This window comes from Acidovorax sp. KKS102 (assembly GCF_000302535.1).
Taxonomy (GTDB): Bacteria; Pseudomonadota; Gammaproteobacteria; order Burkholderiales; family Burkholderiaceae_C; genus Acidovorax.
The window spans coordinates 2447625-2472987 of record NC_018708.1 but is presented as its reverse complement, the minus strand read 5'-3'; the positions used below and the strand labels follow the sequence as shown (position 1 = coordinate 2472987).

Sequence of the window (25363 nt, the reverse complement as noted above, 5' to 3'; positions counted from 1 at the left end):
CAACAAACACAGCCCACACGAATGAGGAGAACCCACATGCCCCGTCTTAAGTTCGCTCCTGCTGCAGCTGCCTCCTTGTTGTTGGCCTTGGCATCTGTAGGTGCTCAGGCGCAGGCGGTCTATCGCATTGTCGGTCCGGATGGCAAGGTGACCTTTTCGGACCGCCCCCCCGCCGAGGCTACTGCCCAGCCAGCGCGCAGCAGTGGCGCCCCGGCAAGCCCTGCGGCTGGCAACGGAGCGTTGCCCTACGAACTGCGGCAGATTGCCAACCGGTACCCGGTGACCATCTACACCGGCAGCGACTGCGCGCCCTGCGGCAGCTTGCGCAACCTGCTCACGTCACGCGGTGTGCCTTACACCGAACGCACTGTGGTCAGCAATGAAGACATCGCGGCACTACAGCGCTTGAGCGGCAATTCCAGCCTGCCCTTTGGCACCATCGGGGGTCAACAGTTGGTGGGTTTTTCTGACGCCGAGTGGATCCAATACCTCGACGCGGCGGGCTACCCCAAACAATCTCAGTTGCCCAGCAACTATCGCCAGCCAGCGCCCGCACCACTGGTCGCGGCTAAGCCGGTAGAAGCGGCACCAGCGGCCGCTCCAAAAGCTCCTGCGCGGCCCACGCCACCACCACCGGCGAATGATGGTCCCACACCGAGCAATCCAGCAGGCATCCGGTTCTGACAGTGCCATGTGACCGCTACCTGCCGTGAGACCATTTGTTCACCCAGCAAAAAGGGGCCTTGACAGGCCCCTTTTGCATTGACTTTGCATCAAAAGACAGTGGGCTTGGGAGTGCTCAAGCCACCGCCCTAATCGTCAATAGGTGATCGTCTGCACCCCCTGCGCAGTGCCCAGCAGGCACACGGACGCCTTCTGGTGGGCAAACACCCCCACGGTCACCACGCCAGGCCATTGGTTGATCTCGGATTCGAACGCCAGCGGATCGGTGATGGACAGGCCCTTCACGTCCAGAATGTGCTGGCCGTTGTCGGTCACCAGCGGCTGTCCATCCTTGAGGCGCAGGCTGGCCTGTCCACCCATGACAGCAAAACGGCGCGCAATGTGGTTGGCAGCCATCGGGATCACTTCCACTGGCAACGGAAACTGGCCCAGGGCCTTCACCAACTTGGATTCGTCTGCGATACATACAAAGCGTTCGGCCAGAGCTGCCACGATCTTCTCGCGGGTCAATGCAGCACCGCCGCCCTTGACCATGTGGCCCTGGCCGTCGATTTCGTCGGCGCCGTCGATATAGACGGACAGTGAAGACACTTCGTTGGCATCGAACACGGCAATGCCCAGTGCCTTCAGGCGCTCCGTGCTGGCGACCGAGCTGGACACCGCGCCCTTGATCTGGTCCTTCATGCCCGCCAGGGCATCAATGAACTTGTTCACGGTGGAGCCGGTGCCCACCCCCACAATCTCGCCAGGCACCACATATTGCAGCGCGGCTTGGCCTACCAGGGTCTTGAGTTCGTCTTGGGTCAGGGGAGTGGTGGTCGTCATGGGAGAAAATCGGGGGTAATCCTGAATTATCCCTCCATGTCCCTCATCCCCTACGCCATCACCCGCCCCTTTCTCTTCGGCATGGATGCCGAGGCCGCACACGAACTCACCATGGACATGCTCGCGCGCGGGCAGCGCACGCCGCTGCAGTGGGCCTGGTGCAACGAAACGGTGAACGACCCCATCACCCTGGCGGGACTGCAATTTCCCAACCGCGTGGGCATGGCGGCGGGTCTGGACAAGAATGCACGCTGCATCGACGCGCTGGGCGCCATGGGTTTCGGCTTTGTAGAAGTGGGCACGGTGACCCCCAAAGCGCAGCCGGGCAACCCCAAGCCACGCATGTTCCGTCTGCCCGAGGCCCGCGCCCTCATCAACCGCCTGGGCTTCAACAACGAAGGCCTCGAAGCCTTCTTGCGCAATGTGCAGCAGGCGCAGTTTCGCAAGCAGATCCGCCAACGGCACCCCATGCTGCTGGGCCTGAACATCGGCAAGAACGCCACCACGCCCATCGAGAACGCGACCAGTGACTACCTGATCTGCCTGGAGGGTGTGTACCCCCATGCCGACTACGTCACGGTCAACATCAGCTCGCCCAACACCCAGAACCTGCGTGCGCTGCAAAGCGACGCCGCTCTGGATGCCCTGCTGGGCGCCATCGCCGAGCGGCGTGAGGCCCTGGCCACCCAGCACCAGCGGCGCGTTCCAGTCTTTGTGAAGATTGCCCCCGACTTGGACGAAGCCCAAGTGGCCGTCATCGCTGCGACGCTGCAGCGCCACGGCATGGACGGCGTGATCGCCACCAACACCACCATCAGCCGCACCGCAGTGCAGGGCATGCGCCATGCGGAAGAGACGGGAGGGCTGAGCGGTGCTCCGGTGCTGGAAGCCAGCAACCAGGTCATCCGGCAACTGCGCGCCGCATTGGGCAGCGGCTTCCCCATCATTGGCGTGGGCGGCATCCTGAGCGCCGACGACGCCGTGAGCAAGATTCGCGCAGGTGCGGATGTCGTGCAGATCTACACAGGCCTGATCTACGAAGGCCCGGCGCTCGTCGCAAAAGCCGCCAAAGCCATCAAGGCGTTGCGCTGACCTGCAGGGCTGCGCGAAGCCCGCCTGATGAAAAAACGGAGCCGCTGGTGACAGGGCTCCGTTTTGCTTTTTCTAACGGGCAAGCCGCAGGTTACTGGCCTGCCCCGCAGCCATGTTCAGCGGCGCAGGCGCATCACCATAGGCAGCACAATACCCGCCCACCGAATCAGTCTGCGCGGGCCAGCAACCAGTGCAACGCCCGCCATGGCGGCCACCGCCAGCGGATGCTCCCGCGCAAACCCGGCGGCGCGCAGAGCCAGTGAGGCGTCCGCACCGCCCGAGGGGCCCCCAGCTTGCTCCGCGAGTGCGTGGGCGTGGGCCTGGGCCCGGGCTACGCGGCGGGCACGCAGCCGCTCACGCTGTAGTTCGATACGGTCGAGCACACGCTGCTGCTCCACGGTGGGTGTAGTCCGCGCCACAGGCGCACTCCGTGGTGTGGTGGTGGAATGTGGGGTACTCACAAGCGCTCCTTGATGTCACGCCAATCCTGCGCGAGCTCTCGCCGCGTCAGTGCGAAACCACTGCCCGCACGTTGGGCCACAGACACCAACGAGACCGTGGCAGCCGCCCAGCCAGCAGCCCACACGCCAGCCACCAGCCATGCCACCAGCGTGCGCTGTGGCGAATCCCAAAAGTGCACCAGCACGGCCAGCGACACCATGATGAGCGCCACCACCGTGAGCCCGGCCACCAGGATGGTGAGCACCAGCAATTGCTGAAGGCGTTGTTTAAGGTCCGCCCATTCGAGGCGGGCCAGGTCCATGCGGTCTTCGGCGGCGATGGCCCCCTCGATAAGGTTGGCACGCCAGCGGGCCGCCAAGCCCTCCAGCCCCAGCAGCGAGAGCCAATTCATGTCTTGTCGCCTTTGTGCTGAGCCGTCATATCGGATGAGGGATCAGCGGCAATCAACGGCGCGCCAGCAGGAAACCGACCAACGCGCCCACAGCCAACGCGGCACCTGCCACACGCCAGGGTTCGTCATGGGCATAGCGGTCAGCTGCCAGTGCAGCTTCCTTGGCCTGACGTGCCGCATCCTGGGCGGCGCGAACGGCAGACTCACGCACGTTGTGCATGCCATCGTCCAGACGCTGGCGCAGCAGCTTGATTTCGGGCACTGCGTCCAGATCCTTGTTGGCCAACAGCCCCCGCAGATCGGAAACCAGCTTTTCCAGTTCGCCCTGGGTGGTCGTGGTGTCAGAAGCAGTCATACAAGCCTTTCTGTGTAGTGCCAAAAGTGATGGGAAATCCCGCACGCCAACGTGGAGGACTGAAGTTCATCTTAGCCATCCGCGCAGAAACCCCTCGTAGGACGGGGACGCAAGAGGTTACTGATTGCAAATGGCTTGCCGCAGATCAAACCAGCGCAGCCACATGCTCCGCAATGGCGAGGGCACTTGTCAAGCCGGGCGACTCGATACCAAACAGGTTGACCAGCCCCGCCACCCCATGCACGGTGGGCCCTTGAATGACAAAATCTGCCGCCGGTGCATCCGGCCCGTGAATCTTGGGGCGCATGCCTGCATAGCCAGGGGCCAGAGCGCCATCCTGCAAACCAGGCCAGTATTTGCGCACTTCGGCATAAAAGGCATCGCCGCGCGCGGGGTCCACCTGCAGATCGTCAGGCGAATCCACCCACTGCACGTCCGGGCCAAACTTGGCTTGTCCGCCCAGGTCCAGCGTGAGGTGCACACCCAACCCAGCCGCCTCGGGCACCGGGTAAATCAGCCGGCTGAAAGGCGCCTTGCCCGTCAACGTGAAGTAGTTGCCCTTGGCGTAAAACGCCGTGGGCACATGCTGCGGGGCCAGACCGCCAAATCGCGCAGCCAGCGCGGGGGCATGCAGCCCAGCGGCGTTGACCACGGTGCGAGCGCGCAGGCGCGTGCCATCCACTGCTTCCAAATCAATAGCATCAGAGCCAATAGATGCTAGCGCTAGTGGCGAATTCAGCGCCACAACACCACCCGCATGCTCCAGATCGCCCTGCAGCGCCAGCATGAGCGCATGGCTATCGACGATGCCGGTGCTGGGCGAGTGCAAGGCACCGACGCAGGCCAGCGCGGGCTCCATCTCCAGGGCTTCTTCACGGCTCAGGCGTTGGAGATCGAGCACTCCGTTGGCACGGGCGCGCGCCTGGATGCCTTCCAGGCTGTCCAACTGCGCGGCAGAGGTAGCCACCAACAACTTGCCGCAACGGCGGTGGGGCACGCCGCGCTCCGCGCAGTAGGCATAGAGCAATTCCTTGCCCCGCACGCACAGGCGGGCCTTGAGCGACCCTGCGGGGTAGTACAGCCCCGCGTGAATCACTTCACTATTGCGCGAACTGGTGCCGGTGCCGATGGCGTCTGCCGCTTCCAGCACCATCACCTCCCTACCCTGCAGCGCCAGCGCGCGGGCCACTGCCAGCCCCACCACACCCGCGCCCACCACCACACAATCCACCATATCGATCATCCGTGTGTCTCCATGCCTCACCTGGCGAGTGACGGGTCAGCCTGTTCAAAACCATCGAGCACGTTGACGGCATTGGTGCCCAGCTCGGCCGCCGCATAACCGCCCTCAAGCACAAACACCGTGGGCAGACCGAGCCGCGCCAGCCGCTCGCCCAGGCGCGTGAAATCTGACGAAGCCAGTGCAAACCGCGAGATGGGATCGCCCTCGAAGGCATCCAGCCCCAGCGATATCACCAGCCCATCGGCGCGGTGCTCCGCGATGCGGGCGCACGCCCTCTCCAACGCTTCGAACCAGGTCGCCGCGCTGGTGCCGGCGGGCAAAGGCAGATTGAGGTTGCAACCGCCGCCAACCCCCTCGCCCGTCTCATCGGCGTGGCCCAGGTAAAAGGGGTACTCCGTGCGCGGGTCGCCGTGGATGCTGATAAACAGCACATCACTGCGGTCGTAAAAGATGCTCTGCGTGCCGTTGCCATGGTGGTAGTCCACATCCAGCACTGCCACACGCTGGGCGCCCTGGTTTCGTAGGGTCTGTGCGGCCACGGCGGCGTTGTTCAAAAAGCAATAGCCGCCCATGAAGTCCGGGCCCGCATGGTGTCCTGGCGGCCGTGTGCAGCAAAACGCGGCACGCGTGCCTTGTGCTACGCGAGCCGCTGCGCTGGCCGCCGCATCCGCCCCCGCCTTGGCTGCGGCCCAGGTGCCGGCAGCCATCGGGGTGCCGTTGTCCATCGAATACAGACCGAGGCGCGCCACGAAGTTGTTGGGCTCCACATCGCTGCGCAGCGTACGCACTGGCCACACCGACGGAAAGGGTTGTACTGCAGCGTTGGCGGGGTCCAGCGCCAGCCATTCTGGCCAGGCGGTTTGCAGAAAGGCCAAGTAGCGTGGTGCGTGCACTTGCTCCAGCACGGCACTGCAGTCCACATCAGGAGCCAACATAGAGTGGCCGCGTGCACGCAGGGCCTCCTCCACATAGTCCACCCGTGCGGGCTTTTCAAAACACGGCACACGTTCGCCCCGGAAGAATTCGTGGACGGGCGCATGCCCCTGGTGCAAGGGATTGTGGAAGGTGATCATGGATGCTGCGTTGCAGGTACGAGGGACAAATGTAGCGCGCCAGCCCCCCGCAAAGCTCCATCACCGATCCCTACGACGGTTTTGCGGGCTGCAGGGCCTCCCGGACTGGAAAAGAAAAAATCCCTGCAGATCAAGAACCTGCAGGGATTTTCAAATTGGTGGGTGATACATGGATCGAACATGTGACCCCTGCCGTGTGAAGGCAGTGCTCTACCGCTGAGCTAATCACCCGTCGCAAGCACCTTGGAGAAAGATACCGCTGCGAAAAGTCTGGCAGCAACTGGTGGGTGATACATGGATCGAACATGTGACCCCTGCCGTGTGAAGGCAGTGCTCTACCGCTGAGCTAATCACCCTTGTCGCTGCGACAGCCCTCTATTATGGCACAGCTTTTTTAGGCCGATTGGAGAGTTCTCCAAATTGTTTTGCCACCGCTGGCCTTGTCGATCTGCGTGAGCACCTCGGCATGCGCCGCCTGCTCCTGCTCGCTCGCCCGCAGCACGGGCAGCGCAAGGCCACGCAAATCAATGGCAGCCACCTTCACACCGTCGGCACTGTCATGGCCGTCATCGGTGATCAACAGGGCGTCCTGCCCGCGTGTGAGGTTGATGTACACATCGGCCAGCAACTCGGCGTCGAGCAAGGCACCATGCAGCGTCCGGCCCGAGTTGTCCACGCCCAGGCGGTCGCACAGGGCGTCCAGCGAATTGCGCTTTCCCGGGTACATCTCCTTGGCCATGGCCAGCGTGTCGGTCACGCTCTGCACATAAGTGCCAAACGCCGGGCGCCCCACCAGCTCCAGCTCCTTGTTGAGGAAGCCCACGTCGAACGCTGCGTTGTGGATGATGATCTCGGCGCCCTGCAGGTACTGCAGGATGTCATCCACCACATCCGCAAACTTGGGCTTGTCCTTCAGAAACTCATTGCTGATGCCGTGCACCTTCAGCGCGTCCTCGTGGCTGTCGCGGCCCGGGTTGAAGTACAGGTGCAGATTGTTACCAGTCAGCTTGCGGTTGAGCAGCTCCACACAACCCAGTTCAATGATGCGGTCACCCCCCTCGGCCGAAAGGCCGGTGGTCTCCGTGTCCAGAACAATTTGCCGGGACATCAGTGGTTTTCCTTGGCGTGGTTGATCGTGTACTTCGGAATTTCGACCACCAGATCGGTCTGCGCCAGGATGGCCTGACACGACAGGCGCGACTGCGGCTCCAGGCCCCAGGCACGGTCCAGCAAGTCTTCTTCCTCTTCTTCTGCCGCATTCAGCGAATTCAACCCCTGGCGCACGATGACGTGGCAGGTGGTGCACGCGCAGCTCATGTCGCAGGCGTGCTCGATGTTGATGTGGTTGTCCAGCAGGGCTTCGCAGATCGAGGTGCCTGCGGGCGCCGTTATTTCAGTGCCTGCAGGGCAGTATTCGGGATGGGGAAGGATCTTGATGACGGGCATGGGGTGGTTTTCTTCTTGTTCAGAGGGATGCGCAGGCTCGTATTACAGGCTCGCGACGTTCTTGCCGGCCAGCGCCTGCTGGATACCGCGGTTCATGCGCTGGGCTGCGAAAGCCTCGGTGCCCTTGGCCAGGGCTTCGGTGGCTGCTTCGATAGCCGCTGCATCGTCGCTGTCCAGCTGGTGGCGCAAGGCCACCATCAGGGCGTCGATGGCGGCCCGCTCCTTGGGGCTGAGCACGTCGCCATCCGCATCCAGTGCGCTTTGCGTAGCAATCAACATGCGGTCGGCGTCCACACGGGCCTCGACCACGGCACGGGCCTTCATGTCTTGCGCAGCCGTGGCAAAGCCGTCCTGCAGCATGCGCGCTATTTCGTCGTCCGTGAGGCCATACGACGGTTTCACATCAATGCGCGCCTCCACCCCACTGCCCTGCTCCTTGGCGGCCACGCTCAGCAGGCCATCGGCATCGACGGTGAAGGTCACACGGATGCGAGCAGCCCCTGCCGCCATGGGGGGAATACCGCGCAACTCAAAGCGCGCCAGGCTGCGGCAGTCCTGCACCAAATCGCGCTCGCCCTGCACCACATGGATGGCCAAAGCAGTCTGTCCATCCTTGTAGGTGGTGAAGTCCTGCGCCTTGGCGGTGGGAATGGTCTCGTTGCGCGAGACGATGCGCTCCACCAAGCCGCCCATGGTCTCGATGCCCAGAGACAGCGGAATCACATCCAGCAGCAGCAGGTCACCTGCGGTGTTGTTACCTGCCAGCTGGTTGGCCTGGATGGCGGCTCCCAAGGCCACCACTTCGTCCGGGTTCAGATTGGTCAACGGTTCCTTGCCGAAGAACTCTGCCACGGCCCGTTGCACCTGCGGCATGCGGGTGGAGCCGCCCACCATGACCACGCCCTGCACCTCGTCGCGCTCCAGATGCGCATCGCGCAGGGCACGGCGCACAGCCGCCATGGAGCGGGCAGTCAGATCGGCGGTCACGGCATCAAAATCCGAACGTTTGACGTCAAACTGCACGGAAGCGCTAGATAAATCTGCCTTGAACACTACCAAATCAGTAGCAGTCAGCGCCTCTTTGCATTGGCGCGCCGCCATGCGCACGGCCGACTTGTCGGCAGGCGTGACCGCCTGTTGCCCCACCTGTTGCAGTACCCACTCTGCCAGCGCGGCGTCGTAGTCATCGCCCCCGAGGGCAGAGTCGCCGCCCGTGGCGATCACCTCGAACACCCCCTTCGTCAGGCGCAGGATGGAAATATCAAACGTACCCCCACCCAGGTCATACACGGCGTAGACGCCCTCGCTGGCGTTGTCCAGGCCATAGGCAATCGCTGCCGCCGTGGGCTCGTTGATGAGACGCAGCAGGTTGATGCCCGCGAGCTTGGCCGCATCCTTGGTAGCCTGGCGCTGGGCGTCGTCAAAGTACGCGGGCACGGTGATCACCGCGCCGTAGAGATCGTCGTTGAAGGTGTCTTCGGCCCGGTAGCGCAGCGTGGCGAGGATCTCGGCGCTGATCTCGACGGGTGACTTGTTGCCATCCACCGTAGCGAGACTGACCATGCCGCCCGCGCCAGCGTCGTTTGCGACCACAAAGTCGTACGGCAACTTTCCTGCCTCTGCCACGTCTTTCAGGCCACGCCCCATGAAGCGTTTGGCCGAGGCGATGGTGTTGCGTGCATCCTGGGCTTGCGCCGCCACGGCGTCATAGCCAATCTGACGCCCGCCGTTGGCGAGGTAGCGCACCACCGAGGGCAGCAGCACCCGGCCCTGGGCATCGGGGAGGCATTCGGACACCCCATTGCGCACCGCTGCGACCAAAGAATGGGTGGTGCCCAGGTCAATGCCCACTGCAATGCGCCGCTGGTGCGGGTCGGGGGATTGGCCAGGTTCGGAAATCTGCAAAAGCGCCATGAAATTTCGGATCTCTACGTGGTGGAGCCCGCCATCGCATCAACACGCGAGGGGGCCCTTTGGGAATGCAAACCGCCCTATTGTCCCAGTTGCTCTCTGCGACGCTCAATGTCGTCGGCAAATCGCGCAATGAACATGAGGGCTCTGACCTGGCGGGCTGCGCCCGCATAGTCCTGCTGCTGGTCGATGAGTTGCTCGCACTGCGCCAGCGCGGCACGGTGGGCTTGCGCCACCTCATCATCCAACGCGTCCAGCTCGCTGTCTGCTCGGGCGTCTTCCAGCGCCTCGCGCCACTCCATTTGCTGCATCAGAAAGGCAGCGGGCATGGCGGTGTTGTCTTCGGCACGGATGGGCGCACCGTGCAGTTCGCACAGGTAAGCAGCGCGGCGCATCGGGTCCTTCAGGCGCTGGTACGCCTCGTTGATGCGTACCGACCATTGCATGGCCACACGCTGTGCCGCAGCGCCCTGGGCGGCAAACTTGTCGGGGTGGGCCTCGCGCTGCAGATCCTTCCAGCGCGCGTCGATGGCGCTGCGCTCCTGCGCAAAGCGGCGCGCGAGGCCAAACAGTTCGAAGTCGTCAGATTGCAGATTCATGCGCAGGGGCGAGAGAGAAATCCAAGAAAAAACCGCCAGCACAGAGCGCGTTGGCGGTTTGGTGTGACATCAACGAAAGGCGCTCAGAGGCTGAAAGTTTTTTAGCCAAGCCCGAAAGGCGCGCGAAAACGCCTCAGATCTAGGCGCAAAGCACAGCCATAGCTCGGGCTATGGCGAGCATTTGCAACGACGAGCCGGGGCGTTTTGGCGTGCAAGGCGGGCATGGATCAAAGACTCTCAGCCTCTCAGACGCGGAAGCTCTCCCCGCAACCGCAGCGGTCCCGCTCGTTGGGGTTGTTGAACTTGAAACCTTCGTTCAGGCCTTCACGCACGAAGTCCAGCTCAGTGCCGTCAATGTAGGCCAGGCTCTTGGGGTCGATCAGCACCTTGACACCGTGGTTCTCGAACACGATGTCCTCAGGCTCGCTCTCGTCCACATATTCGAGCTTGTAGGCAAGCCCTGAGCAGCCTGTCGTCTTGACTCCCAGGCGCACGCCCAACCCCTTGCCCCGACGGGTCAGGTAGCGGTTGACGTGCCGGGCGGCGGCTTCGGTCAGCGTAATGGCCATGTCTCTCGATCTATCTGTCAAACAATCAGGCAGCGGTGGTCGTAGCGGCGTGCTTGGTCTTGTAGTCCAGCACGGCAGCCTTGATCGCATCTTCGGCCAGGATGGAGCAGTGGATCTTGACGGGCGGCAAAGCCAGTTCTTCGGCAATCTCGCTGTTCTTGAGCGCCGCAGCTTCGTCCAGCGTCTTGCCCTTGACCCATTCGGTCACCAGCGACGACGAGGCAATGGCCGAGCCGCAGCCGTAGGTCTTGAAGCGGGCGTCTTCGATCACGCCAGTTTCAGGATTCACCTTGATCTGCAGCTTCATCACGTCGCCGCAGGCGGGCGCGCCCACCATGCCGGTGCCCACCGAATCGTCACCCTTGTCGAACGAACCCACGTTGCGGGGGTTTTCGTAATGGTCAACCACTTTGTCTGAGTAAGCCATGATGTGTACCTCTTCAATACGTCCAGAATTTGTGCGGAATCAGTGCGCAGCCCATTGGATGGTGCTGATATCGATGCCGTCCTTGTACATCTCCCACAGCGGGCTCAACTCGCGCAGGCGGGCCACGTTCTCGCGGATGGTGGAGATGGCGTAGTCGATCTCTTCTTCGGTCGTGAAACGGCCAATGGTCATGCGCAGGCTGCTGTGCGCCAGCTCATCGCTGCGGCCCAAAGCGCGCAGCACATAGCTGGGCTCCAGGCTGGCGGAGGTGCAGGCCGAGCCCGACGACACCGCCAGGCCTTTGATGCCCATGATGAGCGATTCGCCTTCGACGAAGTTGAAGCTCATGTTCAGGTTCTGCGGCACACGGCGCTCCAGGCTGCCGTTGATGTAGACCTGTTCGATATCCTTGAGGCCGTCGAGCAGGCGCTGCTGCAAGGCCTTGGCCTTGGCGTTGCTCTCTGCCATTTCTTCCTTGGCGATACGGAAAGCCTCGCCCATGCCCACGATCTGGTGCGTGGGCAAGGTGCCCGAGCGCATGCCGCGCTCGTGACCGCCGCCGTGCATCTGGGCTTCCAGCCGCACGCGGGGCTTGCGGCGCACGTACAGCGCACCAATGCCCTTGGGGCCATAGGTCTTGTGGGCGGTCATGCTCATCAGGTCGATGGGAAGCACGTTCATGTCGATCTCGACACGGCCCGTCGCCTGGGCGGCATCCACATGCAGCAGGATTCCCTTTTCGCGGCACAGCGCGCCGATGGCGGGGATGTCCTGGATCACGCCGATTTCGTTGTTCACGAAGAGGATGCTGATCAGCACGGTGTCGGGGCGGATGGCCGCCTTGAGCACGTCCATGTTGACCAAGCCGTCTTCCTGCACGTCCAGATAAGTAGCTTCAAAACCCTGGCGCTCCAGCTCACGCATGGTGTCCAGCACGGCCTTGTGCTCGGTCTTGAGCGTGATGAGGTGCTTGCCCTTGCCTTTGTAGAAATGCGCGGCGCCCTTCAGGGCCAAGTTGATCGACTCGGTCGCACCACTGGTCCAGACGATTTCGCGCGGGTCGGCACCGATCAGGTCTGCCACCTGGACACGCGCTTTTTCCACCGCCTCTTCGGCCTCCCAGCCCCAGGCGTGGCTGCGCGATGCCGGGTTGCCAAAGTGCTCACGCAACCAGGGAATCATGGCGTCCACCACACGGGGGTCTACCGGGGTCGTGGCGCCATAGTCGAGGTAAATGGGAAAGTGCGGGGTCATGTCCATGGCTGGCTCAGTAAAAGGTTCTGGCTGGCAAACAGAAGAGGCAGAACAAACAGGAAAACGATTAAAACGCGGTCAGGGCAGTGCCGACCCCAGGGCCAGCACCGCGCCTCATAGGTCAGGATTTGGCGAAAACGTTGCCCAGCGCAAACACCGAGTTCGGGGCATTCACGCGAATGGGCTTGACCACAGGGGTGGTGGAGATGGCACGGCGCACCACGGGCTTGTCTTCGATCTGCACGCCCTTGGCGAGCTGCTCGTCCACCAGCTTTTGCAGGGTGACGGAATCCAGGAATTCGACCATGCGCTGGTTCAGCGAAGCCCACAGCTCGTGCGTCATGCAACGACCGGCTTCACCCAGGCAGTTTTCCTTGCCACCGCATTGAGTGGCGTCGATGGGCTCATCTACCGACACGATGATGTCTGCCACAGTGATGTCACCTGCCTTGCGGGCCAGCGTGTAACCGCCGCCGGGGCCACGGGTGGACTCCACCAGCTCATGACGGCGCAGCTTGCCAAAGAGTTGCTCCAGGTACGACAGCGAAATCTGCTGGCGCTGGCTGATGGCAGCCAGCGTGACGGGGCCGTTGTTTTGGCGCAAGGCCAGGTCAATCATGGCGGTGACCGCAAAACGGCCTTTGGTTGTGAGACGCATCGCAAGCTCCTTGTGCTAAGGCTTGTTCGTTGAAGAAACCGCCGTCGCTGACTGTTTGCCAGCGTGGCACCGTCTCCGCCCCTTACTCCGCACAGTCACCTGCCGCGGAGCCCTTCATCGTTGGGCTGTTTTGTTGAGTGTTTTGTGCGAGTATAGCACAAATCCCTATTGATTCTGTCGGGTTAAAAAACCAAATAGTTATTAATCGACTCAATAGTAATTTCTCATCACACACCCGGCCGCAATCCTTTTTCTACAAGGCTACGGAATCGCTGCCGTGGGCTCCAAACGCTTGGTCCTTGAGCCGCGTCAGCTGGTCGCGCACCCGGGCGGCCTGCTCGAACTCCAGGTTGCGCGCATGTTCCAGCATGAGCTTCTCCAGGCGCTTGATCTCGCGGGCCACGTCCTTCTCGGACATGTCCTCCACCTGCGCACGCTGCAGGGCTTCTTGCTCCAGGCGTTCAGCGTCCTTGCCCGCTTTTTCGCTGTACACGCCGTCAATCAGGTCTCTTACCCGCTTGACAATGCTGCGCGGCGTGATCCCGTTGGCCTCGTTGTATGCGATCTGCTTGATGCGCCGGCGTTCCGTTTCGCCCATGGCTTTTTTCATGGAGTCGGTGATGCGGTCGGCGTAGAGGATGGCATGGCCGTTCAAGTTGCGCGCAGCACGGCCAATCGTCTGGATTAGGCTGCGCTCTGCGCGCAAGAAGCCTTCCTTGTCGGCATCCAAGATCGCTACCAACGACACCTCGGGGATGTCCAGCCCTTCACGCAGCAGGTTGATGCCCACCAGCACGTCAAACGCGCCCAGCCGCAGGTCCCGGATGATCTCCACGCGTTCCACGGTATCCACATCGCTGTGCAGGTAGCGCACCTTCACACCGTTGTCCGTGAGGTAGTCGGTTAACTGCTCGGCCATGCGCTTGGTCAGCGTGGTAATGAGTACGCGCTCGTGCTTTTCAACCCGAATGCGTATTTCTTGCAGCACATCATCCACTTGATGGGTGGCGGGTCGCACCTCCACCACCGGGTCCACCAGGCCCGTGGGGCGAACCACCTGGTCCACCACCTGCCCTGAATGGGTCTTTTCATAGTCGGCGGGCGTGGCCGATACAAAGATCACCTGCCGCATGCGCTGCTCAAACTCTTCGAACTTGAGCGGCCGGTTGTCCAGTGCCGACGGCAGTCGAAACCCATATTCGACCAGCGTGGTCTTGCGCGCACGGTCGCCGTTGTACATGGCGCTCAGCTGGCCGATCATCTGGTGGCTTTCGTCCAGGAACATGAGCGCGTCCTTGGGCATGTAGTCGGTCAGCGTGCTGGGCGGATCGCCCGGCGCAGCGCCCGACAGGTGACGCGTGTAGTTCTCGATGCCTTTGCAGTGCCCCACCTCGCTGAGCATCTCCAAATCAAACCGCGTGCGCTGCTCCAGCCGCTGCGCTTCGACCAGCTTGCCGTCGGCCACCAGTTGCTGCAGGCGCTCGGCCAGTTCCAGCTTGATGGTCTCAACGGCGGCCAGCACCTTGTCGCGTGGCGTCACGTAGTGGCTGCTGGGGTACACGGTAAAGCGCGGAATCTTCTGCTTGACACGCCCGGTGAGGGGGTCGAACAACTGCAGGCTCTCGATCTCGTCGTCAAACAGCTCGATGCGGATCGCCAGCTCGGAGTGCTCGGCCGGGAACACATCGATGGTGTCGCCGCGCACACGGAACTTGCCCCGGCTGAAATCCGCCTCGTTGCGCTGGTACTGCATGCGGATCAGCTGGGCAATCACATCGCGCTGCCCCACCTTGTCGCCCACCCGCAGCGTCATCACCATGCGGTGGTAGCTCTCGGGCTCGCCAATGCCGTAGATGGCCGACACGGTGGCCACGATCACCACATCGCGCCGCTCCATCAGGCTCTTGGTGCACGACAGCCGCATCTGCTCGATGTGCTCGTTGATCGCGCTGTCCTTCTCGATGAACAGGTCGCGCTGCGGCACATAGGCCTCGGGCTGGTAGTAGTCGTAGTAGCTCACGAAATACTCCACGGCGTTCTTGGGAAAGAACTCGCGGAACTCGCTGTACAGCTGCGCGGCCAGCGTCTTGTTGGGCGCAAAGATGATGGCCGGGCGGCCCATGCGCGCGATCACGTTGGCCATGGTGAAGGTCTTACCCGAGCCCGTCACGCCCAGCAAGGTTTGGAAGGTTTCGCCGTCATGCAGGCCCTCCACCAGCTTGGCAATGGCCTCGGGCTGATCGCCTGCGGGGGGATAGGGCTGGAACAGTTCGAAGGGGGAATCAGGGAAGCGGACGAACTCGCCGTCTTGCTTTTCAGTTATGACTTCGGTGATATCTGGCATGGGGCGTGGTCAACGGGTGGAGCAGGCCGCCCGTTAAAATCGGCGGAACCCGGCACAGTACACCACGCCTGGATTCTTCGCTACTGACAACCTTTCAAGGATTTTCATGTCTCTGTTCACCGCCGTCGAAATGGCCCCCCGCGACCCCATCCTGGGCCTCAACGAGCAATTCAACGCCGACACCAACCCCAACAAGGTCAACCTGGGCGTCGGCGTTTATTTCGACGACAACGGCAAGCTGCCCCTGCTGCAATGTGTGCAGGCCGCTGAAAAGACCATGATGGAAAAGCCTACGGCCCGTGGCTACCTGCCCATCGACGGCATCGTGGCCTATGACAACGCCGTCAAGAGCCTGGTGTTCGGCGCCGACAGCGAACCCGTGAAGTCCGGCCGCGTGGCCACCGTGCAGGCCATCGGCGGTACCGGCGGCCTGAAGATCGGTGCCGACTTCTTGAAGAAGGTCAGTCCCAACGCCAAAGTGCTGATCTCCGACCCCAGCTGGGAAAACCACCGCGCGCTGTTCACTAACGCTGGTTTTGAAGTGGACACGTACGCGTACTACGACGCCGAAAAGCGCGGCGTGAACTTCGAAGGTTTCCTGGCCAGCCTGAACGCTGCCGCTCCCGGCACCATCGTCGTTCTGCACGCCTGCTGCCACAACCCCACCGGCTATGACATCACCCCCGAGCAGTGGGACCAGGTCATTGCTGCTGTCAAGGCCAAGGGCCTGACACCTTTCCTGGACATGGCCTACCAGGGCTTCGGCCACGGCATCGCCGAAGACGGCGCCGTCATTCAGAAGTTCGTCGCCGCTGGCCTGAACTTCTTTGTGTCCACCTCGTTCTCCAAGAGCTTCAGCCTGTACGGCGAGCGCGTGGGCGGCCTGTCGGTGCTGTGCACGGACAAGGAAGAAGCCAGCCGCGTGCTGTCCCAGCTCAAGATCGTGATCCGCACCAACTACTCCAACCCGCCCACACACGGCGGTGCGGTGGTGGCTGCCGTACTGAACAACCCCGAGCTGCGCGCGATGTGGGAAAAGGAACTGGCCGAAATGCGCGTGCGCATCAAGGCCATGCGCCAGAAGCTGGTCGATGGCCTGAAGGCCGCCGGTGTGAAGCAGGACATGAGCTTCATCACCACCCAGATCGGCATGTTCAGCTACTCCGGCCTGTCCAAGGACCAGATGGTGCGCCTGCGCAATGAGTTCGGCGTGTACGGCACGGACACCGGCCGCATGTGCGTCGCTGCCCTGAACAGCAAGAACATCGACTACGTCTGCCAGGCGATCGCCAAGGTTGTCTGAGCACGATGAGCAGGCGGCGCTCACGCGCCGCTTTGTGAGCGAAGCGCTCCAGAACCCGCACAACGCGGCCCTTCTGGAGCGTTTGCCGTTTCTGGGCCTGCCCGATGCGTGGCTGGTGGCGGGCTGCTTGTTCCAGACGGTGTGGAACCTGCGCTCTGGTCTGGCGCCCACGGCGCACATCAAGGACTACGACCTGTTTTACTTCGATGCATCGGATCTGTCCGAAGCAGCAGAACAGGCCGTTCAGGACCGCGCCACTGCCCTCTTCGCCGACCTGCCGATCACCGTCGAAGCCAAGAACCAGGCCCGGGTGCACCTCTGGTACGAGCGCTGGTTTGGTTATCCGTATTCACCGCTGCAATCCGCCCGCAACGGGATCGAGCGTTTTCTGGTGCCCTGCACCTGCGTGGGTCTGCAACCTTCCAACGCCCCCAGCATTGCGCAACCCACGCTGTACGCGCCGTACGGGCTGGAAGAGCTGTACGCCGGGCTGCTCCAACCCAACCCGGCCTGCCCACATCTTCCGTTGTTTGAGGCAAAGGCAAAAAGCTACCGTGAGCGCTGGCCATGGCTGACGATCCAGGCCGCAGGTCACGTGGCGGCCGGAGGGCCGTTTTACAACGACGACGCGGCGATTTCAAGCGTTTTTGGCCTCAAGCGCTAGAAAAACATGCGCTGACAGCTATCAAAAGAGAAGCAATCACCCCCAGAAAGCGGAGATCAGCCCCACAGCACCGACCGCATCGAGATCGATGCCGACTGATAGCCCGTGTTGAAAAAGCGGGGCATCTCGCTGGGCAGCACGGCCCCCGCTGCGTAAAGCAGCGGCAGGTAGTGCTCGTAAGTGGGGAGCGCCTGCTGGGCGACGGCACCCAGCTTCTGGAAGTCCTGCAAGGCGCCCAACTGGCCCTTTTTGATCTGCTCCTGCACCACGGTGTCGAACTCCGTGGCCCAGTCATACGCTTCGTTGGCGGCCGAGCCACGGCGGGATGCGCGCAGGTTGTGCACGATGTTGCCGCTGCCCACGATCAGCACGCCCCGCTCGCGCAGGGCCTTGAGCTGCTGTCCCAGCACATAGTGCTCGGCCGGAGGGCGGCTGTAGTCCATGCTGAGTTGCATCACCGGGATGCGCGCCTGGGGGAACATGGGCTTGAGCACCGACCAGGTGCCGTGATCCAGTCCCCATTCGCCCTCGTCCACACCCAGCGCAGCGCCCGTGGCCGGGGATTTCAGCTCCTTGGCCAGGCTGCGGGCCACCATCGGAGCGCCCGGCACGGGGTACTGCTGGTCAAACAGCGCCTGGGGGAAGCCGCCAAAGTCGTGGATGGTTTTGGGGTTGGCCATGCCCGTCAGCTGCCAGCCACCGCGCGTGAGCCAGTGGGCCGACACGCACAGGATGAGCTGTGGCTGCACCGCGCGCGCCATCAGCTCCGCGCCCATGGCCTGCCAGCTGCGGCGCCAGGCGTTGTCCTCGATGGCGTTCATGGGGCTGCCATGGCCCACAAACATCACCGGCATGCGGGGCGAAGGCTTGAGCGCCTGCAGCGCGGGCGCCGTGGCAGCACTGCTCAGGGACGTGGTCATGAAGGCTCCCGGAAAGGCGGCCAGGCCTGTGAGGGCGGCCAAAGAGGTTCTGCGTTGCATGGATCAGGGAGCGTAACAAATTATGTATAACGCAGGGAGTGAGCCGGGGCGCACCATGAAGTTCCGGCGCCGTCCTCTCCTTCCAAAAATCACAACCCGAGACAACCTCCCACCCATGCCCACCGCCCTGCCCCAGCCCCTGCGCAACACCCGTGTTCTGAGCCTCGCACTCAACCTGCCCGGCCCCGCCGCCCTGATGCGCTGCGCGCGCATGGGGGCCGAATGCACCAAGCTCGAACCTCCTCCCGCGCCGGGCTACCCCAGCGCCGACCCCATGGGCATCTACAGCCCCGCAGCCTATGCCACGCTGCACGATGGCGTGCGGGTGGTGCATGCCCACCTCAAGACGCCCGAAGGCCAGGCCGCGCTGCATGACGAGCTCGCCCGCACCGATGTGCTGATCACCTCCTTCCGCCCCTCCGCGCTCACCAAGCTGGGCTTGGGCTGGGACGCGTTGCAGGCCCAATACCCGCGCCTGTCGCTGGTGCGCATCGTGGGCGCCGCGGCAGAGCGGGCCGAAGAACCGGGCCACGACCTCACCTACCTGGCCGACGCCGGCCTGGTGACGGGCACCGAGATGCCGCCCACGCTCTACGCGGACATGGGCGGCGCGCTGATGGCCAGCGAAGCCGTGCTGCAGGCCCTGCTGGAGCGCGCCCACACCGGAGGCGGCGTGTGCATCGAAGTGGCCCTGGCCGACGCCGCCGCCTGGCTCGCCCAGCCGCGCCACTGGGGCCTGACCACGCCCGACGGCGACGTGGGCGGCCACCACGCGGGCTACCGCATCTACCCGTGCGCCGACGGCCGTGTGGCCGTGGCTGCGCTGGAGCCGCACTTTGCCGCCAGCCTGTGCGCTGCTGCAGGCCTGCCTGCTACGGGTGACCCCCAGGTGCTGCGCGCCCCCGCCACCCACGCGGCTGTGGCGGCCTTCCTGCGCACTCAGACCCGTGCACAACTCGATGCGTTGGCGGTGGCGCAGGACATCCCGCTGCACACCCTGGCTTGAAGACAGGCGCGCTGACCGATGCAGAAGCAAGGCACCGTCGTCCGCTGGGACGCCAGCCGCGCCTTTGGCTTTATCCGCAGCCCGGACACGTCTGCCGATGTGTTTTTTCATGTGCGGGACTACCGGGGCAGCACCCCGCCGCGTGAAGGGCTTGCCGTCGTGTACGAAGAGATTCACGTGGGCGGCAAGGGGCCCCGGGCTATGGCCGTGTTGCCTGTGGCTCCAACCGTTGGAGCCTTCCAGCCCCAGAGCCCAGCGCGCACGCAGTCAACATCTCCGCACCCAACACGGCGTACGCCTGCGCAGCGCGCAAGTCAGACACAGCCTGCCCCACGCAAACGCCCTGCAACGTCCAGCCAGCCGCCCAACGCTGCTGGTTCAGCGCTGATACACCTGCTGATGCTGGGCTGGGTGGGTCTGGTGGCTTGGGGCCTCTGGGCAGGCCGGCTGCCCTGGTGGGTGCTGGGCGCCGCCATAGGCGTCAACCTCCTGACCTTTCTGGTCTACGCCATGGACAAAAGCGCCGCGCAAAACGGCCAGTGGCGCACCAAAGAGAGCCACCTGCACCTGTTGAGCCTGGCGGGCGGCTGGCCGGGCGCATGGTTTGCCCAGCAATGGCTGCGGCACAAGTCGCGCAAGGCAGAGTTCCGCGCGGTGTATTGGGCGGCCGTGGTATTGCACTGCGCGGCGGTGGTCGCTTGGCTGGGCGGTTGGTTGCGCGGGTTGTAGTGCCGCCGTTGCACCAAAATTTGATAGCAAAGAAGCCATGAAGCACTAGCGCAACAGGCACTTTTTGCACATCAGCGAGCCCTGATCTACAACAGCGCACCGCAGGCTGACGCAAAGACAGCCCACAGACCTACACAGTGTTTACAGGCACCCGGTTTCAATCCCAAGGTCTGAAACACCTTGGGAGATGTCCATGAAACCCTTCGTCCTTGATTCGTCCATGACCAACATGGGCGGCATCTTCTACCCCACCGGCCAGGTGTTCGCACTGTTCCCCGATGAAGACTGCACGCGCCAGGCAGCGCTCGCGCTGCAGGCGGCAAGCCACCAGGGCGATATTGCGTACGCCAGCCCCGAGGTCATCCTGCAAGAAATTGTGCACACGCTGGGTACGGCGGATGCGCCGCTCCCCTCCGTGGGGGCCGAAGGCGACATGGTGCGGCGCATTGCCGACCTGGCGGGCACCGGGCACCACGGCCTGCTGATCGCCATGGCAGACAAAGACGAAGCCGACAGCGTGGTGAACGCCATTGCGTCCGAAGGTGCAGTCACGGCGTTCTACTACCGCACCTTCATCATCGAAGACCTGATCTCGCAGCCCGCCAGCGCTGGCCCGCAGTCGGTGGTGGTGGGCACCCACGCGGCAGAAGGTTAAGGCTCCACAAAATCGCACTGCAGCCGTAGGGGCCGGTTCATAGCGGCTAGCGACTTGTCAGAGAGCCTTTCGGCGTTTCATCCATCGCGCCCACTGTCAATGGACTGCGGCTGCCGCCATCGATCTCAACGCGGCTTGCGTGCGGACGGCTTGGCGGCGCCCGTAACGCGCGGTGGCAAACCAGTGTGCTGGGTCAGGATGCGGCCCTTCTGCGGTTGACCGGGCTTCATGGGCTTGACCTGCTTGACGGGTGCAGCCGTTGCGGCCTTCGCGCCTGTGGGCGTGGAGTTCTTGCGACGCGCGCTCTGGTACCCGCCGTCCGTCAAGGGCTGGAAGGTAGGGATCAGGTGGTGCTTGCCGTTGCCAATCAAATCCGCCCGGCCCATGGCTTTGAGCGCCTCACGCAGCAGCGGCCAGTTGTTCGGGTCGTGGTAGCGCAGGAAGGCCTTGTGCAGGCGGCGGCGTTTTTCGCCGCGCACGATGTCCACCGATTCCTCGGCCTCGTCGCGCATCTGGCGACGCACCTTGGTGAGGGTGTTGCGGCCGGAGTGATACATGGCCGTGGCCGTGGCCATGGGGCTCGGGTAGAACGTCTGCACCTGGTCCGCGCGAAAGCCGTTCTTTTTCAGCCAGATGGCGAGGTTCATCATGTCCTCGTCGCTGGTGCCCGGATGTGCGGCGATGAAGTACGGGATCAGGAACTGCTTCTTGCCCGCCTCTTCGCTGAACTTCTCGAACATCTGCTTGAACTTGTCATAGCTGCCGATGCCCGGCTTCATCATCTTGGTGAGCGGGCCCTGCTCGGTGTGCTCGGGCGCGATCTTGAGGTAGCCCCCCACGTGGTGCTGTACCAGCTCCTTCACGTACTCAGGCGACTTCACGGCCAGGTCATAGCGCAGGCCCGATCCAATGAGGATCTTCTTGATGCCCTTCAATGCGCGGCCACGGCGGTAGATCTTGATCAGCGGGCCGTGGTCGGTGGTGAGGTTCTGGCAGATGCCGGGGTACACGCAGCTGGGCTTGCGGCAGGCGGCCTCGATCTCGGGGCTGCGGCAGCCCAGGCGGTACATGTTGGCAGTGGGGCCGCCCAGGTCGGAGATGGTGCCGGTGAAGCCCTTGACCTTGTCGCGGATGTCTTCGATCTCCTGAATGATCGAATCCTCGGAGCGGCTCTGGATGATGCGCCCCTCGTGCTCGGTGATGGAGCAGAAGGTGCAGCCGCCAAAGCAGCCACGCATGATGTTGATCGAGAAGCGAATCATCTCCCAGGCGGGGATCTTCGTCGCGCCGTCATGGCTGCCGTTCTCATCGGCGTAGCTGGGGTGCGGGCCACGCGCGTAGGGCAGATCGAACACATGGTCCATCTCGGCCGTGGTCAGCGGGATGGGCGGCGGGTTGATCCACACATCGCGCGCCGTGGCGCCTTCGCCATGCGCCTGCACCAGGGCGCGGGCGTTGCCGGGGTTGGTCTCCAGATGCAGCACACGGTTGGCGTGGGCGTAGAGTACGGGGTCGCTTTTGACCTGCTCGTAGCTGGGCAGGCGGATCACGGTCTTCTCGCGCGGAGGGACCTTGAGCTTGACCTTGAGCGCGGGGTTGGGAACGAACTGGATCGGCTGGATGGCGGGATTAGGGCTGTTTTGGTCGGTAGTGCTAGTGCTATCTGCGGCAACCGCTACAGAATCAGTAGCACTTCCGCCGTCTTTGCTGCAGGTACTGCCTTGCGCGGCGGCCTGCTCGCTGGTGGTCATGTAGGGGTTGATGTGGGCTTCCACACGGCCGGGCTCGTCCACCGTGGTGGAGTCGATCTCGAACCAACCCTTGCCGCTTTCGTCGTCCGGGCGGCGCACAAAAGCCGTGCCGCGCACATCGGTGATTTTCTCGACCGGCTCGCGCGCAGCAATGCGGTGGGCCACCTCGACCAGCGCACGCTCGGCATTGCCGTACAGCAGCAGGTCGCACTTGCTATCCACCACGATGGAGCGGCGCACCTTGTCGCTCCAGTAGTCGTAGTGGGCGATGCGGCGCAGGCTGCCTTCGATGCCGCCCAGGATGATGGGCACGTCTTTGTAGGCCTCACGGCAGCGCTGGCTGTAGACGATGGCGGCGCGGTCGGGGCGCTTGCCGCCCACGTCGCCGGGGGTGTAGGCGTCATCGCTGCGGATCTTCCGGTCGGCGGTGTACCGGTTGATCATCGAATCCATGTTGCCCGCCGTCACGCCCCAGAACAGGTTGGGCTTGCCCAGCACCTTGAAGGGCTCGGCGCTCTGCCAGTCAGGCTGGGCGATGATCCCCACGCGAAAGCCCTGGGCTTCCAGCGTGCGGCCGATCACGGCCATGCCGAAGCTGGGGTGGTCCACATACGCGTCGCCCGTCACCAGGATGATGTCGCAGCTGTCCCAGCCCAGTTTCTCCATCTCGGCGCGGCTCATTGGCAGGAACGGGGCCGTGCCAAAGCGCTTGGCCCAGTACGGACGGTAGCTGGTCAAGGGCTTTGCGGCGCGCGCAAAAAAGGAGACGTCAACGGGGGCGTTCATGCAAAGGGGGTCGCGGCCGCCCCCGGTGCGATGGGGGCCTTTGGAGGGCGCGTCTGTGGTGGATAACCCGTGATTTTACGTTGGCAGACGGTTTTTGTCCCCTTGGTAGCCCTTGCCCCTCACTGATACAGGTTTGATGACCATCAAGCATATACTTGCCTTTGTCAATTAATTAACTGACAAAAGCATTCATGAGCAACGTTGCCCCCGCCCCTTCCGGCCCCACCCCCGTGCCCCCAAACGCGGTGAAGGCCGTGCGCCGCTTCAACCGCTTCATCACCCGCCGCATTGGCGTGCTGGACCCATACCTGGGCAGCAAGCTGTCATTGACCGATGTGCGCGTGTTGTATGAACTGGCCCACCGCGAGGCACCCGTGGCCAGCGAACTCGCGCGGGAGCTGGGCCTGGACGGTGGGTACATGAGCCGGATACTGCGGCGTTTTGAACAGTCAGGGTGGATAGAACGCCACGCCAGCGCCAAGGACGCCCGGCAAAGCCTGGTCACGCTCACCGCCGCTGGGCGCGAGGTGTTCGAGCCGCTGCAGCAGCGCTCGCGCGACGAGGCCGCCGCACTGCTCGCGCCCTTGCCCCCGGCGCGGCGCCAAGAGGTGGTGGAGGCCATGGAGCGGATCGAAACCCTGCTGTCCGCCCCCTCCAACGCGGCGGACGGCACGCGCGTCGCCGTTCTGCGCGATCCCCTGCCCGGCGACATGGGCTGGGTGGTGCAGCAGCATGGCGAGATCTATTGGCGCGAGTATGGCTGGGACAACCGGTTTGAGGCTTTGGTGGCAGACATCGCGGCGCAGTTTCTGCGCAAGTTTCAGCCCGCGTGGGAGAAGGCCTGGATCGCCGAACTGGACGGCGAGCGCGTGGGCTCCGTATTTGTGGTGCGCAAATCGCCCACCACGGCACAGTTGCGCATGCTGATCCTCAGCCCCAAAGCGCGAGGCCTCGGCCTGGGCGCCCGCCTGACCGACGAGTGCATTGCCTTTGCACGTGCAAAAGGTTACAAAAAGATGGTGCTGTGGACCAACAGCTGCCTGACGGCGGCGCGCGGTATCTATGCGCAACGGGGTTTTCAGTTGGTCAAGACCGAGCCCTATGAAGGCTTTGGTCAGCAATTGGTGGGAGAAACCTGGGAGCTGAAGCTTTGAATGAGGCTACGCAACCCGCTGCCTGACCAGCAACGCCCAACGCGAGGCCACGGAGCATCTCGATGACTTTGTCCGATCCGCTTTTGATTCGCCCCGTCACGGCCGCCGATGACTTGGCTCGGCTGACCGCCCTCATCCACTCCGCATACGCACCCCACGCGCAGCGGGGCCTGCGCTACTGGGGCACCCACCAGTCCGTGGAAGACACAGCCAAGCGATTTGCTTCTGGCACGGGGCTGGTGATGCTGGATGGAGACGACTATGTGGGCACCGCCACGCTGCGACCGCCGCAACCCGAGTCCACCGTACCCCTGTACCGCGACCCCGCAGTGTGGTCCTTGTGCCAGTTCTGCATCACCCCCGACGCCAAAGGCCGGGGCTACGGCAAACAGTTGCACGCCTATGCCCTGGACTATGCCCGCAAGGCAGGCGCCCGAGTGATGGCTTTGGACACTGCACAACCCGCTACCGCTTTGATAGCAATGTATGAATCCTGGGGTTACCGGGTGGTGGGCGAGTGCGACTGGCGCCCTTTGACCAACTACACCAGCGTGCTCATGGCACGCGACCTAGATCAACAAGGCGGCGTGGACAACACCGACTAAACATTCGGTCCACTGCGTGGCTTGTCACATCACGCAGGGCGCCGTATCACCACTCGCCAATTTCCCGCACGCGCTGAGCCAAATCCGGCATCGCTTCGTCGTCCTGCTCGTCCATCGCGCTGGGCATTGCGCCGGCCGATGCCACCGCACCAGGGCTCGCTGCCGAGGAGCCGGGGGGAGCAATGAAACGGCCAAACAGATGGCTGGCGAGGGAGGTAGGCAAAGGTGCAGAGAGCGAAGTGGCAAACATGGCGGTTCCTTTTCTGATGGCCCGGGTGCTTTCAAATGCGTAGCAACAGCGTAGGCCACAGCAACAAGTCCGCAGTGTAGGAACGCACGCCTAAGGTGTGTGTGACAGAACGCACATTCGCGGCACGATTGGTGTCTATCCATACCC

The 25363-nt window shown here is 63.3% G+C and carries 27 protein-coding genes and 2 tRNA genes; 9 read left to right on the top strand and 20 right to left on the bottom strand.

Going from position 1 to position 25363, the window contains the following annotated elements:
* Positions 1-36: 36 nt before the first annotated feature.
* Positions 37-684 (top strand): DUF4124 domain-containing protein, encoded by a 648-nt coding sequence (locus C380_RS11370; RefSeq protein WP_015013994.1) that lies wholly within the window; start codon positions 37-39, stop codon positions 682-684.
* Positions 685-819: 135 nt separating this feature from the next.
* Here C380_RS11370 and rpiA read toward each other — a convergent pair whose 3' ends face one another.
* Entirely contained in the window at positions 820-1509 is a 690-nt protein-coding gene (gene rpiA / locus C380_RS11365) for a ribose-5-phosphate isomerase RpiA (RefSeq protein WP_015013993.1), read from the bottom strand.
* Positions 1510-1545: 36 nt separating this feature from the next.
* Here rpiA and C380_RS11360 point away from each other — a divergent pair, with 36 nt between their 5' ends.
* A complete protein-coding gene (locus C380_RS11360; RefSeq protein WP_015013992.1) occupies positions 1546-2601 on the top strand; it encodes a quinone-dependent dihydroorotate dehydrogenase in 1056 nt (351 codons plus the stop codon).
* A gap of 116 nt (positions 2602-2717) precedes the next feature.
* Here the strand turns inward: C380_RS11360 and C380_RS11355 are convergent, their stop codons facing one another.
* From C380_RS11355 to uvrB, 16 genes are all read right to left on the bottom strand, one after another.
* Entirely contained in the window at positions 2718-3062 is a 345-nt protein-coding gene (locus C380_RS11355; RefSeq protein ID WP_015013991.1) for a hypothetical protein, read from the bottom strand.
* Positions 3059-3454, bottom strand: coding sequence for a phage holin family protein (locus tag C380_RS11350; protein WP_015013990.1), 396 nt, complete (start codon positions 3452-3454; stop codon positions 3059-3061). The genes C380_RS11355 and C380_RS11350 overlap by 4 nt, the downstream gene beginning before the upstream one ends.
* A gap of 52 nt (positions 3455-3506) precedes the next feature.
* Complete coding sequence (locus C380_RS11345) at positions 3507-3809, bottom strand: DUF883 family protein (protein ID WP_008904788.1); 303 nt, start codon at positions 3807-3809, stop codon at positions 3507-3509.
* A 145-nt stretch (positions 3810-3954) separates the two neighbouring features.
* Positions 3955-5052: an NAD(P)/FAD-dependent oxidoreductase gene (locus C380_RS11340; RefSeq protein ID WP_015013989.1), complete on the bottom strand. Its 1098-nt coding sequence runs from the start codon at positions 5050-5052 to the stop codon at positions 3955-3957.
* Between the two features lie 17 nt (positions 5053-5069).
* Positions 5070-6125: a histone deacetylase family protein gene (locus C380_RS11335; RefSeq protein WP_015013988.1), complete on the bottom strand. Its 1056-nt coding sequence runs from the start codon at positions 6123-6125 to the stop codon at positions 5070-5072.
* A gap of 156 nt (positions 6126-6281) precedes the next feature.
* Positions 6282-6356, bottom strand: a tRNA-Val gene (locus tag C380_RS11330).
* A 50-nt stretch (positions 6357-6406) separates the two neighbouring features.
* A tRNA-Val gene (locus C380_RS11325) sits at positions 6407-6481 on the bottom strand.
* 38 nt (positions 6482-6519) lie between these two features.
* Positions 6520-7233: a DNA polymerase III subunit epsilon gene (dnaQ, locus tag C380_RS11320; RefSeq protein WP_015013987.1), complete on the bottom strand. Its 714-nt coding sequence runs from the start codon at positions 7231-7233 to the stop codon at positions 6520-6522.
* On the bottom strand, positions 7233-7571 hold the full coding sequence (gene fdx, locus C380_RS11315; protein ID WP_015013986.1) for an ISC system 2Fe-2S type ferredoxin: 339 nt from the start codon (positions 7569-7571) through the stop codon (positions 7233-7235). Before fdx ends, dnaQ begins: the two co-directional genes overlap by 1 nt.
* A 42-nt stretch (positions 7572-7613) precedes the next feature.
* Complete coding sequence (hscA, locus tag C380_RS11310) at positions 7614-9485, bottom strand: Fe-S protein assembly chaperone HscA (RefSeq protein WP_015013985.1); 1872 nt, start codon at positions 9483-9485, stop codon at positions 7614-7616.
* A 77-nt stretch (positions 9486-9562) separates the two neighbouring features.
* Positions 9563-10081 carry a Fe-S protein assembly co-chaperone HscB gene (hscB, locus tag C380_RS11305; RefSeq protein ID WP_015013984.1) on the bottom strand — a complete coding sequence of 173 codons (519 nt, stop codon included), beginning with the start codon at positions 10079-10081 and terminating at the stop codon, positions 9563-9565.
* Positions 10082-10326: 245 nt separating this feature from the next.
* Positions 10327-10650 (bottom strand): iron-sulfur cluster assembly protein IscA, encoded by a 324-nt coding sequence (gene iscA, locus C380_RS11300; protein WP_015013983.1) that lies wholly within the window; start codon positions 10648-10650, stop codon positions 10327-10329.
* A 25-nt stretch (positions 10651-10675) separates the two neighbouring features.
* Positions 10676-11077, bottom strand: coding sequence for a Fe-S cluster assembly scaffold IscU (gene iscU, locus C380_RS11295; RefSeq protein WP_015013982.1), 402 nt, complete (start codon positions 11075-11077; stop codon positions 10676-10678).
* Between the two features lie 39 nt (positions 11078-11116).
* Entirely contained in the window at positions 11117-12337 is a 1221-nt protein-coding gene (locus C380_RS11290) for an IscS subfamily cysteine desulfurase (RefSeq protein WP_015013981.1), read from the bottom strand.
* A 115-nt stretch (positions 12338-12452) separates the two neighbouring features.
* On the bottom strand, positions 12453-12989 hold the full coding sequence (gene iscR / locus C380_RS11285) for a Fe-S cluster assembly transcriptional regulator IscR (RefSeq protein WP_015013980.1): 537 nt from the start codon (positions 12987-12989) through the stop codon (positions 12453-12455).
* A gap of 253 nt (positions 12990-13242) precedes the next feature.
* A complete protein-coding gene (gene uvrB, locus C380_RS11280; RefSeq protein WP_015013979.1) occupies positions 13243-15333 on the bottom strand; it encodes an excinuclease ABC subunit UvrB in 2091 nt (696 codons plus the stop codon).
* A 106-nt stretch (positions 15334-15439) separates the two neighbouring features.
* On the opposite strand from uvrB, the gene C380_RS11275 reads away from it, so the two are divergent.
* Both C380_RS11275 and C380_RS11270 read left to right on the top strand, forming a co-directional pair.
* Positions 15440-16636 (top strand): amino acid aminotransferase, encoded by a 1197-nt coding sequence (locus C380_RS11275; protein ID WP_015013978.1) that lies wholly within the window; start codon positions 15440-15442, stop codon positions 16634-16636.
* Entirely contained in the window at positions 16629-17300 is a 672-nt protein-coding gene (locus C380_RS11270) for a nucleotidyltransferase family protein (protein WP_015013977.1), read from the top strand. The genes C380_RS11275 and C380_RS11270 overlap by 8 nt, the downstream gene beginning before the upstream one ends.
* Before the next feature lie 56 nt (positions 17301-17356).
* On the opposite strand, the gene ygiD is transcribed toward C380_RS11270, so the two are convergent.
* Entirely contained in the window at positions 17357-18262 is a 906-nt protein-coding gene (gene ygiD, locus C380_RS11265; protein WP_015013976.1) for a 4,5-DOPA dioxygenase extradiol, read from the bottom strand.
* A 133-nt stretch (positions 18263-18395) separates the two neighbouring features.
* Between ygiD and C380_RS11260 the strand changes: the two genes are divergently transcribed.
* The 3 genes from C380_RS11260 (at position 18396) to C380_RS11250 (ending at position 20670) form a co-directional block, all read left to right on the top strand.
* Positions 18396-19286, top strand: coding sequence for a CoA transferase (locus tag C380_RS11260; RefSeq protein WP_015013975.1), 891 nt, complete (start codon positions 18396-18398; stop codon positions 19284-19286).
* An 18-nt stretch (positions 19287-19304) separates the two neighbouring features.
* The gene (locus C380_RS11255; protein WP_015013974.1) at positions 19305-20015 is read left to right on the top strand and encodes a cold shock and DUF1294 domain-containing protein; all 711 of its coding nucleotides are present in this window, start codon (positions 19305-19307) and stop codon (positions 20013-20015) included.
* 193 nt (positions 20016-20208) lie between these two features.
* Positions 20209-20670 (top strand): hypothetical protein, encoded by a 462-nt coding sequence (locus C380_RS11250; protein WP_015013973.1) that lies wholly within the window; start codon positions 20209-20211, stop codon positions 20668-20670.
* Between the two features lie 125 nt (positions 20671-20795).
* Here C380_RS11250 and C380_RS11245 read toward each other — a convergent pair whose 3' ends face one another.
* Positions 20796-23207, bottom strand: coding sequence for a YgiQ family radical SAM protein (locus C380_RS11245; RefSeq protein WP_015013972.1), 2412 nt, complete (start codon positions 23205-23207; stop codon positions 20796-20798).
* Positions 23208-23398: 191 nt separating this feature from the next.
* On the opposite strand from C380_RS11245, the gene C380_RS11240 reads away from it, so the two are divergent.
* Together C380_RS11240 and C380_RS11235 are read left to right on the top strand one after the other, a co-directional pair.
* Positions 23399-24361, top strand: coding sequence for a bifunctional helix-turn-helix transcriptional regulator/GNAT family N-acetyltransferase (locus C380_RS11240; RefSeq protein ID WP_015013971.1), 963 nt, complete (start codon positions 23399-23401; stop codon positions 24359-24361).
* Positions 24362-24423: 62 nt separating this feature from the next.
* Positions 24424-24966, top strand: coding sequence for a GNAT family N-acetyltransferase (locus C380_RS11235; RefSeq protein ID WP_015013970.1), 543 nt, complete (start codon positions 24424-24426; stop codon positions 24964-24966).
* A gap of 46 nt (positions 24967-25012) precedes the next feature.
* Here the strand turns inward: C380_RS11235 and C380_RS11230 are convergent, their stop codons facing one another.
* Positions 25013-25216, bottom strand: a complete 204-nt coding sequence (locus tag C380_RS11230) for a hypothetical protein (protein ID WP_015013969.1) — start codon at positions 25214-25216, stop codon at positions 25013-25015.
* Between the last annotated feature and the right edge of the window lie 147 nt (positions 25217-25363).